The 17,092-nt window shown below is 65.9% G+C and carries 12 protein-coding genes and 1 tRNA gene; 3 read left to right on the top strand and 10 right to left on the bottom strand.

The annotated features are described in order from the left end of the window. Positions 1 to 64 precede the first annotated feature (64 nt). Positions 65 to 2,494 carry a PAS domain-containing sensor histidine kinase gene (locus tag QNA11_RS00695; RefSeq protein WP_283481553.1) on the top strand — a complete coding sequence of 810 codons (2,430 nt, stop codon included), beginning with the start codon at positions 65 to 67 and terminating at the stop codon, positions 2,492 to 2,494. On the opposite strand, the gene QNA11_RS00690 is transcribed toward QNA11_RS00695, so the two are convergent. Continuing rightward, positions 2,398 to 3,804: a sensor histidine kinase gene (locus tag QNA11_RS00690; RefSeq protein WP_281931247.1), complete on the bottom strand. Its 1,407-nt coding sequence runs from the start codon at positions 3,802 to 3,804 to the stop codon at positions 2,398 to 2,400. The two genes, QNA11_RS00695 and QNA11_RS00690, sit on opposite strands and share 97 nt — an antisense overlap. 158 nt (positions 3,805 to 3,962) lie before the next feature. On the opposite strand from QNA11_RS00690, the gene QNA11_RS00685 reads away from it, so the two are divergent. Further along, the gene (locus QNA11_RS00685) at positions 3,963 to 4,421 is read left to right on the top strand and encodes a hypothetical protein (protein WP_281931246.1); all 459 of its coding nucleotides are present in this window, start codon (positions 3,963 to 3,965) and stop codon (positions 4,419 to 4,421) included. Between the two features lie 141 nt (positions 4,422 to 4,562). Here the strand turns inward: QNA11_RS00685 and QNA11_RS00680 are convergent, their stop codons facing one another. From QNA11_RS00680 to gshB, 6 genes are all read right to left on the bottom strand, one after another. Next, positions 4,563 to 5,246, bottom strand: coding sequence for a response regulator transcription factor (locus QNA11_RS00680; protein ID WP_202073798.1), 684 nt, complete (start codon positions 5,244 to 5,246; stop codon positions 4,563 to 4,565). Between the two features lie 213 nt (positions 5,247 to 5,459). Continuing rightward, a complete protein-coding gene (locus tag QNA11_RS00675) occupies positions 5,460 to 6,968 on the bottom strand; it encodes a Do family serine endopeptidase (RefSeq protein WP_283481552.1) in 1,509 nt (502 codons plus the stop codon). 266 nt (positions 6,969 to 7,234) lie between these two features. Further along, the gene (gene corA, locus QNA11_RS00670; RefSeq protein ID WP_283481551.1) at positions 7,235 to 8,248 is read right to left on the bottom strand and encodes a magnesium/cobalt transporter CorA; all 1,014 of its coding nucleotides are present in this window, start codon (positions 8,246 to 8,248) and stop codon (positions 7,235 to 7,237) included. Positions 8,249 to 8,256: 8 nt separating this feature from the next. After that, positions 8,257 to 8,865, bottom strand: a complete 609-nt coding sequence (gene grpE / locus QNA11_RS00665) for a nucleotide exchange factor GrpE (RefSeq protein ID WP_202073801.1) — start codon at positions 8,863 to 8,865, stop codon at positions 8,257 to 8,259. Positions 8,866 to 9,083: 218 nt separating this feature from the next. Continuing rightward, positions 9,084 to 11,891, bottom strand: coding sequence for a [protein-PII] uridylyltransferase (locus QNA11_RS00660; RefSeq protein ID WP_283484137.1), 2,808 nt, complete (start codon positions 11,889 to 11,891; stop codon positions 9,084 to 9,086). Between the two features lie 5 nt (positions 11,892 to 11,896). Beyond that, positions 11,897 to 12,853 (bottom strand): glutathione synthase, encoded by a 957-nt coding sequence (gshB, locus tag QNA11_RS00655; protein ID WP_283481550.1) that lies wholly within the window; start codon positions 12,851 to 12,853, stop codon positions 11,897 to 11,899. 130 nt (positions 12,854 to 12,983) lie between these two features. Between gshB and QNA11_RS00650 the strand changes: the two genes are divergently transcribed. After that, positions 12,984 to 14,306 (top strand): methyl-accepting chemotaxis protein, encoded by a 1,323-nt coding sequence (locus QNA11_RS00650; protein ID WP_283481549.1) that lies wholly within the window; start codon positions 12,984 to 12,986, stop codon positions 14,304 to 14,306. A 1,050-nt stretch (positions 14,307 to 15,356) separates the two neighbouring features. On the opposite strand, the gene QNA11_RS00645 is transcribed toward QNA11_RS00650, so the two are convergent. The 3 genes from QNA11_RS00645 to QNA11_RS00635 form a co-directional block, all read right to left on the bottom strand. Then, a tRNA-Cys gene (locus tag QNA11_RS00645) sits at positions 15,357 to 15,430 on the bottom strand. Positions 15,431 to 15,518: 88 nt separating this feature from the next. Next, a complete protein-coding gene (locus QNA11_RS00640; RefSeq protein ID WP_283481548.1) occupies positions 15,519 to 16,232 on the bottom strand; it encodes an MgtC/SapB family protein in 714 nt (237 codons plus the stop codon). An 18-nt stretch (positions 16,233 to 16,250) separates the two neighbouring features. After that, positions 16,251 to 16,736 (bottom strand): cupin domain-containing protein, encoded by a 486-nt coding sequence (locus QNA11_RS00635; RefSeq protein WP_283481547.1) that lies wholly within the window; start codon positions 16,734 to 16,736, stop codon positions 16,251 to 16,253. Positions 16,737 to 17,092 lie beyond the last annotated feature (356 nt).

Raw genomic sequence — 17,092 nt, 5'->3', positions numbered from 1 at the left:
CGAATGAAGGTGATTCGAGCGCGCAATCGCTCGGTTTCAGGATCGCCAGATTTCGGAGAATTGGATGGCGCGCGTCACCGCAGCTCGTGCGATGAGTCACGCGGAAACGGTGTGGGGCGCTTATCGTTTCGACGGCAATGGCGAGAAGGAGACGAGAGAAAGCCCCTGGCTGAAGCGGGCGGCTTTCATTGTCTCCGTCATCTGCCTCGCGTCGCTCGCCGCCTTCGCCGTGACGCTGGTCCACTCCATGCAGGATCAGCTTGTCCAGGATGCGATCGCCGATCTCGAGGTCTTTGCGCGCGTCGTGCGCCACGACCTTTATGAACAGATCCAGGCCGACGCGAAATTGCTCGCGCAGCCCTTGAACAAGATCCTGCCCGGCCGCGCCATGGCGCGCGGGCGGCGCGTTCTCGTCACTGACGACAGCGGCCATGTCGCGGCCGCCTTTCCGCCGATCGACGGCAAGAGCGTCACGCTCACCGACGTGCTCGGCGCCGAGCAGGCGCTGACCGCATTCGCCGACAAGGCGGGCGTCATGCGCGTTACTTTGCCCGACGGCGCGCCCGCCCTCGCCACGGTGCAAAAGCTCCCGGCCCCCTATGGGCAGGTGGCGATGATCTATCCGCTGGAGAATGTGCTCGGCGAATGGCGCACCGTCGCGGCGCATTACGCCATTGTCTTCGCCCTGACGACCGCGATGCTGCTCGCCGTCCTCTACGCCTATGTACGCCAGTCGCGGCGCCGCCACGCGGCCGAGCAAGTCAACGCCTGCATGCGCCGCCGACTCGACGCGGCGCTGTCGCGCGGGCGCTGCGGCCTGTGGGACTGGGACATTGCGCGGGGCCGCATCTATTGGTCGGACTCGATGTATGAGATGCTCGGCCTGCCGGCCGAGCGGCGGTGTCTCTCCTTCGGCGAGCTCAACGCTTTGCTGCATCCCGACGACGGCGATCTCTCGGTGATCGCCCAAATGGTTTCCGCCTCGCGCAGCAACAGCGTCGACCATGAGTTCCGCGCGCGGCACGCCGATGGCCATTGGGTCTGGCTGCGGGCGCGCGCTCAGCTCATCAATGACGCCGCGGATGCGGGCCACCATCTCGTCGGCATCGCCGTGGACGTGTCGGAGCAGAAGGCCCTCGCCGAACATACGGCGACCGCCGACATGCGTCTGCGCGACGCCATCGACGCTATCTCCGAGGCTTTCGTTCTCTGGGACGCGCAGAACCGGCTGGTGGTCTGCAACTCCAAATTTCTCGATCTTCATGGCCTGGCGCCCGAAGCCGCGACGCCTGGCGTGACCTACGCAAAGATGATGTCGCGCGCGACGGCGCCGATCACCCACACGGAGAGCGCAGCGGCGGAAGCGCGTTCGCCCGATGCGCGGACATATGAAGCCCGGCTCGCCGACGGCCGCTGGCTGCAGATCAACGAACGGCGCACCAGAGACGGCGGCTATGTTTCGGTGGGCGCCGACATCACCGCGCTCAAGCGCAATCAGGAAAAGCTCATCGAGTCCGAGCGCCGCCTCACGGCGAGCGTGACCGATCTCACGCGCTCGCGCCAGACGCTTGAAATGCAGGCGCAACAACTCGCGACGCTCGCCGAGAAATATCACCACCAGAAAGCCGAAGCCGAAGCCGCCTATCTCGCCAAATCCGAGTTCCTCGCCAATATGAGCCATGAGCTGCGCACGCCGCTCAACGCCATCATCGGCTTCTCGGAGATGATGCTGGCCGAGCCGTTCGGCGCGCTCGGCTCGCCGAAATACGCCGAATATTGCGGCAGCATCCGGCAGGGCGGCGCTTATCTCAACGAGGTGCTGTCCGATATTCTGGACATGTCGCGGCTGGAGGCCGGCCTCGTGCGCCTCGCCGAGCGCGAAGTCGACGTCGCCGACGCCGCGCGCCGCGCCGTGAACGATTGGCGCGCCCGCGCCGAGGAAAAGCAGCTTTCCCTCATCGTCGAGGTCGATGAACGGCTCCGCTGCGTCGGAGACGAGGCGGCGATCATCAAGACGCTCAATGTTCTGCTCTCCAACAGCGTCAAATTCACCGAGCCGGGCGGCGTCGTGCGCCTGCGCGCGCGCCATCACGGCGCGTCGATCGCTCTTTTCGTCGAGGACAACGGGCGTGGCGTCGATCCCGCCGTCATGCCGAGATTGGGACGCCCCTTCGAGCAAAGCGCCGGGGTCATGGAAAATGGCATGAAAGGCTCGGGGCTCGGCATCGCCATCGCGCGCGCGTTGATCGACCTCCACGGCGGCGGGCTGCACTTCCGTTCGCGGCTCGGCAGGGGCACGGTGGCGATGGTGCGGCTCTCCTGCGCCTATTGCGCCGGCAAGAACATCACGTCGATCAAGACGCGGCCGGCCGAGAAACCGGCGGCCAGAAGCGCGATTTATGCGCGCTCGCGCGAGACGATCGCGCGCACCGCCGGTAGCGACAGCACGACGCGCAACCCCGGGGCGTTGTCCTCGATCCGCAGGGCGCCGTGATGCAGCCGGGCGACGGCGGCGGCCATCGACAGGCCAAGCCCCGAGCCCGGCCGAGAGCGTGAATTCTCCAGCCGGACGAAGCGCCCCACGACCCTTTCGCGGTCTTCCGGCGCAATGCCGGGCCCATGATCAGCGACAGTGATCTCCACGCGTTCGCAGACGCGCCTGGCGCGCACGTCGATGCGCTGGTTTTCTCCCGTCGCGCCATATTTCAGCGCATTGTCGACGAGATTCACCAGCGCCTGCCCCAGCAGCTCGCGGCTGCCGGTGACGGCGAGGCCCGGCTCTGTCGAAAACTGCAGATGCACGCCCTGCTCTTCCGCCACGGGCTCGTACATTTCGACGATGTCGCTCACGACGGCGTCGGCGTCATAGGTCGTCAAATTGTCGGTCGAGCAGCCGGCCTCGGCGCGCGCGATCATCAGCAGCGCGTTGAAGACGCGAATGAGCGCGTCCGACTCCTCGATCACCTTGGTGAGCGCCTCGCGGTGCTCGCCATTGCCGGAGGCGCCGCGCAGCGCCGCCTCGGCGCGGTTGCGCAGCCGCGTCAGCGGCGTCTTGAGGTCGTGCGCGATATTGTCGGAGACTTCGCGCAGCCCCGTCATCAGCTCCGATATGCGCTCCAGCATGGCGTTGAAATTCTCGGCCAGACGGTCGAGTTCATCGCCGGCGCCCGAGACGGCGAGACGTTCGTTCAGATCGCCCGCCATGATGCGCCGCGCCGAAGCCGACATCATATCGACGCGCTCCAGCATGCGATGCGAGACGAACATGCCGCCGAGCGCGCCGACGAGCGCAAGCCAGAACAAAGAGACGCCGAGCGCCTGGCGCAAGATGTCGCGCAGCACCTCTTGATCCTCGATGTCGTGGCCGATCAGCAGCCGGAAGCCGCCGGGGATGAGAAAGAGCCGCATCAGGGCCGGATGCTCGACCCCCGGCTCGCCGCGACGCTGGTAGCGGGTCTCGACGAGTTCCCGGCCGCCGGTGGGCGCGGTGGCCGGCGACTCGATATTACCGACGATGACCTCATCTGAATGCGTCGTCAGCAAATAGAGCGAACCGCCGGGCGCACGGACGCGGCGCTCCAGCGCGGTGGTGAGCTGACGCAGCCCGCCTTGCGCATATTGCTCCGACAGCGCGCGGATCTCGGCTTCGACGGTCTGCTCGATCTGCTCGTTGAGCACCTCCTTCACGCGCGCGCCGACGCGCGTCAGCACGAGGCCGGCGCCGATGGAGAACAGGATGAGATAGGCGAGCGACAGCTTGAAGGCCGTCGTGCGAAAGAGCTTCCCGAGTTTTCCAGTAAACAAGCGATCTTCCTATCAGCCAGCGCCGCGCCCCCCGGGGGCTCTGCGAAGATATAGGCGTTCCGGCGCAATATGTCGCACGATCGCCCGATTGCCTTTTGGGGAACCAACCACACGGATTCGACGTTCATTGGCCAAGGGGCCAGCCAAGGTTCACGAAGATGCGAAAGAGCGTAAGAAACGCAATCCTTGCGTCGCTGAGCGGCGCAACCGCCATCGGCGCCATTCCGCCAGAAGCGTTTGCAGGGCCAATGACCATCGCGCCGCCAGGCGTGGTCAGCCTCGCCGCGCCGACGGTGGAAGCGCATTACTACCGCCGTTGGGGTCATCGCCACTGGGGATATTATCGCCCGCACTATTACCGGCATTGGGGATACTATCGCCCACACTACTATCGGCACTGGGGCTATTACCGGCCGCATTACTACCGCAGGGCCTATTACGGTTACCCGCGCTACTATGGCGGCTACTACGATCCCGCTGGCGCCGTCTTCGCGAGCGCCGCGCTGGGCCTGATGGGCGCCGGCATCGCCGCCGCGACCGCCCCGTCCTGGGGCTATGGTTGGGGCGGCTGGGGTGGCGGCTGGGGGCCCGGCTGGGGCTGGGGCGGCTGGTGGTGACCGCGGCCTGAGCGGGTTTTCTCCGAAATCCCGACTAGAGCGCATTCCGCAAAAGTTGATAGAGTTTTGCAATAAGAATGCGCTCCAGCTTCTGACTCTGCGCGCTTTCCGTTCTCATGAAATCGTGCAACGGAAAGCGCGTCAGCGCATGCCATCTCTAATCATGTAGCCCGCCCCGCGGATCGTGTGCAGCAAGGGGGTCTCGCGCCCCTTGTCGATCTTGGCGCGCAGCCGCGAAATATGCACGTCGATCACATTGGTCTGCGGATCGAAGTGATAGTCCCAGACATTTTCCAGCAGCATGGTGCGCGTCACCACCTGCCCGGCGTGCTTCATCAGATATTCCAGCAGCCGGAATTCGCGGGGCTGGAGCACGATCTCCTGCCCGCCGACCATCACCTTATGTGAGAGCCGATCCAGCTCCAGATCGCCGACGCGGTAATGCGTCTCCTCGCCGCGCGGCCCGACGCGGCGGCGCGCCAGCGCCTCGATGCGCGCCAGAAGCTCCGAGAAGGCGTAGGGTTTGGGAAGATAGTCGTCGCCGCCGGCGCGCAGGCCCTTGACGCGATCGTCCACCTGTCCGAGCGCCGAGAGGATCAGCGCCGGCGTCTCGACCTTTTGCTCGCGCAGGCTCGAGATGAGCGAGAGCCCGTCCATCTTGGGCAACATGCGGTCGACGATCAGCACGTCATAGTCGCCTTCGCGGGCGGCGGCGTATCCTGCGAGCCCGTCCGCGGCATGGTCGGCGACATGCCCCTGCTCGCGGAACGCTTTGACGAGATAATCGCTCGCCTCTTTGTCGTCTTCGATGATCAATATGCGCATTGCGCCCATGATACTCGACCTTGCCAAAAAAGGCAGGCCGGCGCGAAAAATTGCGCCGGCCCGCCACGACGGGAGCCAGGAGGGGGCTGGCGACTACCCGTCGCTCTTCGTTGCGGGGGACCACCTGCGGGCGGGTGCAGTGGTGTGGTCCACGTCGCAAGAAGCTCGTTTCATATGTGCGTTCTCACCGTAACTCCCGCCGAGCCCGCTGGTTCAGCCGGCGCTCTGTTTCAGTGGAACGGCGATGAATTTCGCGCCGTCGGCCGATTTCACCCGCAGCAGCACCGACCGGCGGCCTTCCTTGCGTGCGCCGTCGATGGCGCCGGTCAGATCGGCCCGCGAATTCACCGTCTGGCCGCCGGCCTCGACGATCACGTCGCCCCGGCGCAAGCCCTTCTGGGCCGCCGCGCCGCTCGGATCGATGTCGACCACGACGAGACCCTCGCCGCCGGCGCCCGGAACCTGCGCGGCCGGCGCCACCCCTATGCCGAGGCTCGAGAGCTGCGCCCCGCCGCCGGCGCCGCCGCCGAGGTCTTCCTCCTCGGCGCGCGCCTCCTTCTCCTCGGGCAGCTTGCCGAGAGTGAGCTTGGCGTTCTTCTCCGCGCCGCTGCGGACATAGGTGATGTCGACGATCTTGTTCGGCCCCATGGCGGCGATGCGGCGCGCAAGCTCGCGCGGGTTGTCGATCTTCTCGCCATTGACGGCGGTGATCACGTCGCCCGCCTTCAGGCCCGCGGCTTCCGCCGGCGCGCCCTTTTGCGGCTGTGCGATCAGCGCGCCCTTGGACGACTTCAGCCCGAGACTGTCGGCGATCTCCGGCGTCACTGGCTGGATCTTCACGCCGATCCAACCGCGCGACACAGAGCCCTTTTCCTTGAGCGCCGCGATCACATCCTTGGCGACCTCCGTCGGGATCGCGAAGCCGATGCCGACGGAGCCCCCGGAAGGCGAATAGATCGCCGTGTTCACGCCCACGATCTGGCCGTGGGAATCGAAGGCCGGGCCGCCCGAGTTGCCGCGGTTCACCGGCGCGTCGATTTGCAGGAAATCGTCATAGGGGCCGGCGCCGATGTCGCGGCCGCGCGCCGAAACAATGCCCGCCGTCACCGAGCCGCCGAGGCCGAAGGGATTGCCGACGGCGATCACCCAATCGCCGACGCGCGGCTGGGTGTTCGACCATTCGACATAGGGCAGCTTGTTCCCGTCGCTGACCTTCAGCAAGGCGAGATCGGTGCGCTTGTCCGTGCCGATGACCTTGGCCGGCAAGTTGCGGCCGTCTTCGAGCGAAATCTCGACGTCGGTGGCATGTTCGACCACATGGTTGTTGGTCACGACATAGCCGTCGGCGCTGATGATGAAGCCAGAGCCCTGCGACTGCGTCATGCGTTTTTGCGGGGTCTCGCCGAAGCGCTTGAAGAAGCGATACATCGGATCGTCCGGCGAGAGCTCCTGGCCCTCGAACGGGCTGCGGGACTCCTCATAGGCTTTCACCTTGATGGCGACGACGGCGCCCTTCACCCGATCGACGATGTCGGCGAAGGAGGCGGGGCCGCTTGCCGGCGCGACAGTGACGGAAGGCGCCTCGGCGAAAGCAGTCCCGACGGGCGCGCCGAAAGCTGCGCCGAGCGCGATTGCGGCGCTCGCCGCCGTCAGCGCAAGGCGCGAGGCGCGGCGACGATCGGTCGTCAGGCGAGGGCTGCGCGCGAAAATCGGTTGATGCATTTCAAATACACTCCATTCCGCAGCGGCGTCTTGGGGAGAGGCTCCAACGCCGCCTGCGACATCAACATGGAGACCTGCCTCTTGCCGTCCAATGGCCGGCGGATGAAACTTTCGTAAGGGGAGGCGCGGCAGGAAAGTTCGCGAGCGGCGGCCTTCGAAACGAAACCGATGCGCTCAAGCTGGAAAATTGGACCGCGAGCCTTCAGGCTCGCTGGCAAGGGGCGAGCCTGAAGGCTCGCGGTCCGCACGCCGGAATCACACAGTCTTCACAACCACCCGGCCTTGCGAAAGCGCCAGTAAAGCGTCGCGCAAATCGCGAAGGTGACGCCGAGCACCGCAAAGTAGCCATACCGCCATTGCAGCTCGGGCATGTGCTCGAAGTTCATGCCGTAAATGCCGGCGATCGCCGTGGGCACCGCAAGAATGGCCGCCCAGGCGGCGAGGCGGCGCGAGATATTGGTCTGCTGCATCTGCGCGTTCATCAGCCCCGCCTCGAAGGCGAAGGCGAGCGTCTCGCGTAGCGTGTCGATGCGCTCTTCGGCGCGGCGCAGATGGTCGCGCACGTCGCGGAAATGCGGACGCATCATGGGGTCGATCAGCACGATGTCGGTGCGCTCCAGACGCCGGCAGACGTCCTGCAGCGGCGCCACGGCGTTGCGCAGCCGCAAAAGGTCGCGCCGCAGAGAATAGAGCTGCTCGATCTCGCTTTGGCCGATCGCATTCGTCAGGATGCGATCTTCGATGTCGTCCACCCGCTCATGAATGCGGTCGAGGACCGGGAAATAATTATCCACGATGAAATCGAGCAGCGTGTAGACGATGAAATCCTCGCCCTCGGAGAGCTGCCGCGCCCGCGCCTCGCAGCGCTGGCGCACGGCGGCGTAGCTCTGCGAGGGGCCATGGCGCACGCTCACCACATAGCCAGGCCCGACGAAGAGATGCGTCTCGCCGAAAGCGATGTGGTCGTTCTCCATCTGCGCGGTGCGCGCCACGATGAAGATGCTGTCGTCGAATTCCTCGAGCTTGGGGAATTGATGGGCCTTGGCGGCGTCCTCGATGGCGAGCGGATGCAGCGAGAACTGCGCCCGCACGCGCTCCAGCAGCTCGACGCCGGGCTCATAAAGCCCGATCCAGACGATATGCCCGTCGCGCCGCGCCCAGTCGCCGGCCTCGTCAATGTCGATGTCGGCGACCTTGACGCCCTCGCAATAGGCGACGGCGTTGACGACGCCGGGGCGGACGCCCGCCGGCCCGATCTGCGCGCGCGCGGGGGCGTCCATGGGGCGGGTCAGGCCTTGGGGCCGCCGCGGGTCACGCCGACCTTGGCCGGGCGCAGCACGCGTTCGCCGATCGTATAGCCCTGCTCCATCACCTGCGCGACCGTGCCGGCGGGCTTGGTCTCGTCGGGCATCTCGTAGAGCGCCTCGTGCAGATTTGGGTCGAATTTGGCGCCCAGCGCCTCGATCGGCTTCACCCCGTAGCGGGCAAGGCGCGACAGAAAGTCGCGCTCGATGACCCCGATGCCGTCGAGCAGCGTCGCCGCAACGGGATCGAGAGCGGCGCGCGCCTCGGCCGGGACGCTTTCCGCGGCGCGGCGCAGATTATCGACGAAGGCCAGCATCTCGCGAGCGAGGCTGGTCACGCCGTAAAGCTTGGCGTCGGCCACCTCTTTCTCGGCGCGGCGGCGGACATTCTCGGCCTCCGCCATGGCGCGCAGGAGCTTGTCCTTGAGGCTGGCGTTCTCCTGATAGAGATTCTCCAGCTCGGTGAAGGGCTCCGGCTCGCCGATGGGCGCTTCCGCCGAAGGCTGCGACAGGGAGGACGGATGCGCCGCATTCTCCTCCGCGCCCTTGCGCGGGGTCTCGGCGTTGTTTCCGGCGTTGCTCTGGTCGCTCATGCTCTTGTCCGTCTTTTTAAGGATAAGGGGCGTTCTTCAAAGGCCTCGATATCAGCGCTTGGGGCGCCAAAATCAAGTCGGCGCCAGTGACGGAACGGCGCAGGCCGCGTCATTGCGAGCGAAGCGAAGCAATCCAGGGCAGCGGTCGCGGCTCTGGATTGCTTCGTCGCTCCGCTCCTCGCAATGACGGCGGATGATTGCCTGATAGCGCGCGCACCCTACCCCACGCTCTGCGCTTTCTCGGCCCGCTTCTCCACCGGCGGCTCGAAAACCTCGAGCAGCGCCCGCTTGATGGCGGCGTGGCGTTGCGGCGAGACGATTTTCGCGCCGGTGAGGTCGGTCACATAGAAAGCGTCCACCGCCCGCTCGCCGAAGGTCACGATATGCGCCGAGGCGATATTGAGATTGAGCCGGGAGATAGCGTTGGTGAGCTCGAACAGCAGCCCTTCGCGATCGAGGCCGGAGACTTCGATCACCGTATAGACATTCGACAGGCTGTTATCGACCACCACCTCCGGCGCGACAGTGAAGGCCGCGAGCGGCTGCTGCTGCTTGGCGCGCGCTTGCACGGCGTCGGAGACGATCACCTCGCCGCTCAGCGCCTTGGCGATGAAATCTGCGATGCGGCGCGCGCGGCGCAGCTCGTCCTCGTCGAAATCGAAGGCCCGGGAAAAAAAGATCGTATCGAGCGCGAGCCCGTCGGCGGTGGTGAAAATATGCGCGTCGACGATATTGGCGCCGCTCGCCGCGCAGCCGCCTGCGATGATCGACAACAGCCGGCGGTGGTCCGGCGCGATGACCGTCAACTCCACCGCGCCGCGCGTGCGATCGAGCTCCACGGCGGTGGCGAGCGGCGTCGTCGCGCCGGCGAGCTTTTCGAGCATATGCGCGTGGCGCAGTTTGCGGGCGACGTCGACCTTGAGCCAATAGGCGGGATAATGCCGCTTGGCGTAGGTCTCGAATTTCTCGTCGCTCCAGTCGGGCAGCGCAGCGCGCAGCTCGGCGACGGCGGCGGCCACGCGGCTCTTGCGGTCGGCGGAGGAATGGCCGCCGCCGAGCACGACCTCCGTCTCCCAGTAGAGAACGCGCAGAAGCTGCGATTTCCAGGTGTCGAGCACGCCGGGGCCGACCGCATTGATGTCGCACACGGTCAGCACGAAAAGCATTTTGAGCCGCTCGACGGTCTGCACGATCGCCGCGAAACTTTCGATCGTCACGCGATCGGAGAGATCGCGGCTCTGCGCATAGGTCGACATCGTAAGGTGATGCTCGACGAGCCAGGCCACGGTCTCCGTCTCGCCCGGCGTGAAGCCCAGACGCGGGCACAGCGTGCGCGCCACCTCCTTGCCGGCGATGGAGTGATCCTCCTTGCGGCCCTTGGCGATGTCGTGGAGGAAGAGCCCGAGATAGAGCACCTTGCGATTGACGATCGTGGGCAGAATCTCGCCCACGAGCTGCTGATGCTCGGGCAGGCGCCCGGCCTCGAGATCGGAGAGCGCGCCGACCGCGCGCAGCAGATGCTCGTCGACCGTATAGTGGTGATACATGTTGAACTGCATCATCGCGACGATGCGGCCGAAATCCGGGATGAAGCGCCCGAGCACGCCCGTCTCATTCATGCGACGCAGAATGATCTCGGTCATGTTGCGCGACAGCAGGATTTCGAGGAAGAGTCTGTTGGCCTCCTTATCGGCGCGCAGATCGGCGTCGATCTCGCGCAGAGAGAGCGTCACGGCGCGCAGCGCGTCCGGGTGCAACGGCAGGCCGTGGTGATCGGCCATCCAGAAAAGCCGGATGATATTCACCGGGTCGCGGTGAAAGACATCCTCGTTCGCGACGCTGATGCGGTCATGCGCGATGATGAAATCGCCATGCGGCGCCCGGGCGCGCCGGCGCCGGAACGGCTGCATAAAGCGCTCAAAGATCGCGCGCGGCTTCGCCTGTTTTTCTTCGAGCGCGGCGCAGACGATGGCGGTGAGATCGCCAACATCCTTGGCGACGAGAAAATAATGCTTCATGAAGCGCTCGACGCGCGACAGGCCGGCGCGGTCGTGGTAGCCGAGACGCTGCGCCATCAGCGGCTGAATATCGAAGGAAATCCGCTCCTCGGCGCGCCCGGTGGCGAAATGCAGATGGCAGCGCACGCGCCATAAAAACTCTTCGCAACGCTCGAAGAGGGAAAGCTCGGCCGAGGTGAAGAGTCCCGCCGCGACCAGCTCCTCCACGTCACGCACGCGATAGACATATTTCGAAATCCAGAAGAGCGTGTTGAGGTCGCGCAGGCCCCCCTTGCCCTCTTTCACATTGGGCTCGACGAGATAGCGCGAGGCGCCGGCGCGGCGCACACGCGTGTCGCGCTCTGCGAGCTTCGCCGCCACGAATTCGCGCGCGTCGGAGCGCGCCACCTCGCGGTCGAAGGCGTCCTGCAATTCGGTGAACAGCTCGGCGCTGCCGAGGATGAAGCGCGCCTCCAGCAGCGTGGTGCGGATCGTCATATCGGCCCGCGCCTGACGCATGCATTCGGCGACCGAGCGCGTGGCGTGCCCAACCTTCTGACGCAGATCCCACAGAACGTAGAGGATCGCCTCGACGACGCTCTCGCCCCAGGGCGTCTGCTTATAGGGCAGCAAAAAGAGGAGATCGATGTCGGAGCCCGGCGCCAGCATGCCGCGTCCATAGCCGCCGACGGCGACGATGGTCAGCCGCTCGGCGAAGGTCGGATTGTCGGCGGGATAAACATAGGCGACGACGTAATCATAGATCGCGCCGATCAGCTCGTCCTCGAGCTGCGAGATCAGCCGCGCGCACGCCAGTCCCGAGCCCCTGGCTTCCAGCCCCGCGCGGGCGCGGGCGCGCCCCTCGGCGAGGATCGAACGGAAGAGATCGACGACCGCCGTCCGCCGCGCATGGCCCTTCTCGACCTTGCAGATTTGCGCGATCGGGGCCGCGAGCGCGGCGCGCAGCCCGAGAAAGCCCGAAGCCGGATTGAATCTGTCGAAAATGCTTGGCGTCAAAGCCTGGTCCATCATGCTCATCCTGCGGCGCGCAGCGCCTTCAGCCGCCGCTCGATCGCGTCGAAGAGCGGCGGGGCAAGATCCGGGCCGCCGACCCTTTTCAGCGCGCGCAGCCCCGTCGGCGAGGTCACGTTGATTTCGGTCAGCCGGCCGTCGATCACGTCGATGCCCACAAAGACCAGCCCGCGCGCCTTGAGCTCCGGCCCAAGCCTTGCGCAGATTTCCTGCTCGCGCGGATCGAGCTCGGTCGCCGCCGCCGCGCCGCCGCGCACCATATTGGAGCGAATGTCGTCCTGCGCCGGCACGCGGTTGATCGCGCCCATCGCCTCGCCGTCGACGAAGATGATGCGCTTGTCGCCCTTGGCGACCTCCGGCAGGAATTGCTGCACCACCCAGGGCTCGCGGAAGCTCGCGCTGAACATGTCGAAGAGCGAGCCGAAATTGGGATCGCGCGGCGTGACTTTGAAGACCGCCGCGCCGCCGTGGCCGTAAAGCGGCTTCATGACGATGTCGCCATGCCTGGCCCGAAAGCGCTCGATCGCCGCGCGGTCGCGGGTGATGAGCGTCGGCGGCATGAGGTCGGCGAACTCCATCACGAAGACTTTTTCCGGAGCGTTGCGCACATGGCCGGGGTCGTTCACCACCAGCACGCGCGACTGGATGCGCTCGAGGAAATGGGTCGAGGTGATATAGGCGAGATCGAAGGGCGGGTCCTGGCGCAGCAGGACGACGTCCATCCTGGCGAGGTCGAGCTCGGTGGCCTCGCCCAGCGCATAGTAGCGGGAAGGGTCGTCGAAGACCTCGATCGGGTGGGCCCGCGCCGTGAGAGTTCCCCCTTCGAGGGACAGTTGGTCGGGCGTGTAGAACCAGAGCCGATGCCCGCGCCGCTTGGCCTCCAGCATCAGGGCGAAGGTCGAGTCCCCGGCGAAATTGATCCGCTCGAGGGGGTCCATCTGCACTGCGATTTCCAGCATTTCTCGCTCCCGCCAAGGCTTTATACGCGCCTATGTCGCCACCGTTAACCGACTGTGAAAGTCTGCGGATTAAACTGATCCCGATCAATTTGCACGGCTGTCAGGGACCATTAGCAGGACTATCGAGCACATGCGCAATCTTTCCATTGGCGCCGGCCTCGTCCTTCGCCAGTTCCTTTTCCTCGCTCTGCTGCTCATCATGGGCGCGGCCGCCTATTTCGGCGCGGCGAATGTGCGCGATCTGACGGCGGCGGCGGCAAGCACGGCGGACCACGCCCAGATGGCGGCCCTCGCCAAAGCCGCGCATGATTCGGCAAACGCCCTTTCGATCGAGCTGTTCATCGGCACGCTCTTCGCGGGCGTGCTGATCGTCGGCGTCTCCGTGCCCACCATGCATAAAACAGTCGCCGTGCCCATCAAGAACATCGCCCGGCAAATGACTGACCTCGCCGCCGGCGACACGAGCCTCGACGTCGACGACACGGCCCGCGCCGACGAAATCGGCGACATCTCCCGGGCGCTCGTCGTGCTGCGCGACGCCGTCCGCGCCAACAACGAGATGGCGGCCGAAATCAAGGCGAGAGACGACCGCGAGGAGCGCCTGCGCCGCGAGGCCGCGATCCGCGACAAGGTCGAGCACTATTCCGTCGAACTCTCCGCCACCACCGCAATGCTCGGCGACATGACCAAGCGCATGGCCGCCGCATCCGAGGAAATGATCGTGCACGAACGCCGCGCCCGCGCCGACAGCGATTTCGCCCGCACCGCCTCCACCCAGGCCGCCGCCGACGTGGGCTCGGTCGCGACCGCCTCCGACCAGCTTCTCGCCGCCATCGGCGAGATCAGCAAGCAGGCGGTGGAATCGACGGCGGTCGTGCGTCAGGCGGTGGTCGAGACCAACGGCTCCTCCGCCGAGATGCTGCGCCTCTGCGCCGCCGCCAATCGCGTCGGCGACGTCGTCAATCTGATTTCGAAGATCGCCGCCCAGACCAACCTCCTCGCCCTGAACGCCACGATCGAGGCCGCCCGCGCGGGCGAAGCGGGGCGCGGTTTCGCCGTGGTGGCGCAGGAGGTCAAAAGCCTCGCCACCCAGACCGGCAAGGCGACGCAAGACATCGCCGACCAGATCGCCGAAATCCAGGCGGCGACCAATATGTCGGTGGCGTCGATGGACAAGATCAAGGCGAAGATCGCGGAAGTGGAGCACATTTCCGCGATCATCACCCAGGCCGTGCACGAGCAGGACACGGCGACCAAGGAAATCGCCCGCAGCGTCCGTTCGGCGGCGACCAGCGCGGAGGCCATGTCCGCCCACGCCGATCAGATGGCCAACGCCATGACGCAGACGGGGGCGGGCGTCGAATCAATGGTGTCGATGGCGCGCGAAATCGACCAGATGGCCCGCGCCATGCACGCGCATACGGACGAGCTGGCGAAGAGCCTCGCGAGCTGAGGCGCTACGCATTCCCGCATCCAAGCCCCTCTCCCCGCTTGCGGGGAGAGGCTGGGTGAGGGGCCGGGGCCGGAGCCCGGACGTGCCCTACAAAAGCGGGCGCGCTGCGGCGTTTATCGCTTCCACTCATCCCCCAAGCCCCTCATACGTTTCCGTTTGAATAGCTCGGATTAGGGCTTGTCATTCCCGACGGGCCGAAGGCCCGATCGGGAATCCAGAGCCACAAAAGCGCTGGTTTGGCTCTGGATTCCCGATCGCTCGCGGCGCGAGCGTCGGGAATGACACCGAACCAATCAAGCGGATCTCGTATTACCCGACCTCTCCCCGCGCGCGGGAAGAGGAGTAGAGCGTGGCCGTCATCGAAAATTTACTCCCTGATTTATCCCCACCCTCAAAAACCGCATTATCCTTCCTCCGCCTCGCCAACTTGCAGGGGCGCCGTCAGGGTCGGCGGCGCCGGCGGGGTCGGTTAAGCGCGGGACGCGACCCTCGTTCCGTGCGGGAATCCGGCGCCGCCCGCCGGGTCTCTCCTTCGTGGGGAGATGCGTGGCGCAAGTCACGCAAGGCTGGGCATAGTTTCCGCGCCCGCGACACGCGGCCCGAGTACCGAAAGGGAAAGCGCCGGCGGGCCGGAGGCGGCGCATGTCGAGGCCCTTGCGACGCGCTCGGAGGCCCTAAAGCCTCCGGGAAAGAAGCAGGCGCCGTCTGGCGGCTGCGCCCGAAGGGCCAAGGTCACAAGATGACCCCACCCCGGACGGAAAGGTGCGCGCGAATAAAGACCGCAGCCGGGACGCTCATGCCCCGATGCGTTTATTTCCTTCACGCTACCGGCCGAACGGGGCCGGGGCGTCCCGGCTTCCTGTATCGCCTCGCGTCGGAAATCGGCGGCGGGAGTCGTGGCGCTGCGCGCTTTGTGGAGGCATGAAGAAAGCCGCATTTCCGCGGTCGTACAGACGGCGAATCGTCGGTCATGAACATGCCCGAGCCGCTCCCTCACAAGCCAAGCGGGGCAGCCTCACAACTATCATGTTTCTTGATTTTGCTGGCTTTTGGAGGCCTCGGAGGGAATCGAACCCCCGTACAAGGATTTGCAGTCCTCTGCGTAGCCACTCCGCCACGAGGCCATCCGGCAAAGCGCTCAGCGCTTCGAGTGAGCCGCTCTTACAGGAGGGCGGCGCCGCGAGCAAGGGGATGTGACGTAAAAGCGAAGGATCAGTCTGAGGCGCGCGAGGACCAGGCGGCGTGGGCGACATTGGTCAGCCGGGCGAGATCCTCGGCGATGGCGTCGAGCTCGTCGGCCTCGACGCTGGTCGCCGCGAGCGTGGCGACGATTTCCACGCCATCCTCCCGCTCCATTTCCCGAATTTCGCGGGCCGGATATTTCGCCGCCTCCAGCCGCTCGTCGAGCAACTCCCGCAGCGCGTCGCGGCTTCCCTCGTCGGTCGTCACGCGCATCTCGAAGATCGACTCGGTCCGGCTCTCATCAATCGGCGCGCGCTCGATGAGATTGACGAGCGGCCGCAGGAAGGTGTTGCCCGCCAGCACGAATCCGCACATCAGCGCCGCCTCGGCCGGATGGTCGGCGCCGGCGAAGGCGCCTGTCACCGCCGAGCACCAGACGGTCGCCGCCGTATTGAGGCCGCGGATATTCATCCCCTCTTTCAGGATCACGCCCGCGCCCAGGAAGCCGACGCCCGAGGCGACATAGGCCAGCACCTGGGTCGCCCCCTGATTGCCCATGAGCCGCATGCCGAGATCGACGAAGGCCGAGGCGCCCAAGGCCACGAGCGCGTTGGTGCGCAGCCCGGCGTTGCGCTGGCGATATTGCCGCTCCGCTCCGATCAGCGTGCCTAAAAGCAGCGCGACGAAGAGAGAGACGAAGGTGTTGACGAATTCGACGCCGTTGAAGTCGATGATGCCGGCCATAAGCTCACATTTCTTGATCTAATAAGGACGGCCGTCCTTGTGGAAGAATTGCCAGCGCCCGTCGGGGCCAAGGCGCGCTTCGAGGTCGTCCTCGGGATAGTCCGCGCCGTCCCCTGCGGTCCGGTCGCCGATTTCGAGATAGACCGCGTCTGTGTCGGTTCGATTGACGAGATGATGGGCAAGCCCGCCGGCCGCGAAGCCGGCGCACATGCCGGGGGAAAGCGCCGTCTCGCCTGATTCGCTCACCAGCGTCGGCGCGCCTTCCAGAATATAAATGAACTCGTCCTGCCGGCTGTGCCGGTGCATGAGCGCCGACTGCGCGCCGGGCGCGAGCCGCGTCAGATTCACGCCGAAATTGCCCAATCCGAAGATATCGCCGAGCACGCGCTTCTCGCGTCCGGCCATTCGCGCAGCGAAAGGCTCCGGATAAGCGGAGGGGCGGCTGCGCGGGGCGACCGCCGCCGCCTCGACCGCGGCCGGAAGCTTTTCTTCGTCGCGCCTCACCCTCTCTCCCTTTTCCCGCTATTCGCCAAGGCAATGGGATGAATAGCAATCTGGCCGTTCGCCCTACCTCCCCTTTACGGGGAGGTCGGCGGCCAAAGGCCGCCGGGTGGGGTCCGCGCCGCAACGACTCCGATTGGGGCTTTTTAACCCACCCGACCCCGCCATAGCCCGTCTTTTTTGAGACGGGCGTCTTAAAAGACGCCCTATGGCGCGGCCACCCTCCCCGTAAAGGGGAGGGATCGGCTCACGCCCCTCGTTCACCTGGTTGCCCTGCTCTATCCGCCCCCAATTTGACAGGCGCCGCTCATTCTGCCCATCTTCGCGCCCCGTGCGCCAGAGCGGCGCCTTGTGGGATC

Source organism: Methylocystis sp. JR02, assembly GCF_030063565.1.
GTDB lineage: Bacteria > Pseudomonadota > Alphaproteobacteria > Rhizobiales > Beijerinckiaceae > Methylocystis > Methylocystis iwaonis.
This window is presented reverse-complemented; position numbering and strand designations above follow the sequence as displayed.

Excerpts from the sequence above, each read along its gene's own strand:
- QNA11_RS00695 (WP_283481553.1), top strand. The coding sequence starts at position 65 with ATGGCGCGCGTCACCGCAGCTCGTGCGATGAGTCACGCGGAAACGGTG.
- QNA11_RS00685 (WP_281931246.1), top strand. The coding sequence starts at position 3,963 with ATGCGAAAGAGCGTAAGAAACGCAATCCTTGCGTCGCTGAGCGGCGCA.
- QNA11_RS00680 (WP_202073798.1), bottom strand. The coding sequence starts at position 5,246 with ATGCGCATATTGATCATCGAAGACGACAAAGAGGCGAGCGATTATCTC.
- QNA11_RS00675 (WP_283481552.1), bottom strand. The coding sequence starts at position 6,968 with ATGCATCAACCGATTTTCGCGCGCAGCCCTCGCCTGACGACCGATCGT.
- corA (WP_283481551.1), bottom strand. The coding sequence starts at position 8,248 with ATGGACGCCCCCGCGCGCGCGCAGATCGGGCCGGCGGGCGTCCGCCCC.
- grpE (WP_202073801.1), bottom strand. The coding sequence starts at position 8,865 with ATGAGCGACCAGAGCAACGCCGGAAACAACGCCGAGACCCCGCGCAAG.
- QNA11_RS00660 (WP_283484137.1), bottom strand. The coding sequence starts at position 11,891 with ATGGACCAGGCTTTGACGCCAAGCATTTTCGACAGATTCAATCCGGCT.
- gshB (WP_283481550.1), bottom strand. The coding sequence starts at position 12,853 with ATGCTGGAAATCGCAGTGCAGATGGACCCCCTCGAGCGGATCAATTTC.
- QNA11_RS00650 (WP_283481549.1), top strand. The coding sequence starts at position 12,984 with ATGCGCAATCTTTCCATTGGCGCCGGCCTCGTCCTTCGCCAGTTCCTT.
- QNA11_RS00640 (WP_283481548.1), bottom strand. The coding sequence starts at position 16,232 with ATGGCCGGCATCATCGACTTCAACGGCGTCGAATTCGTCAACACCTTC.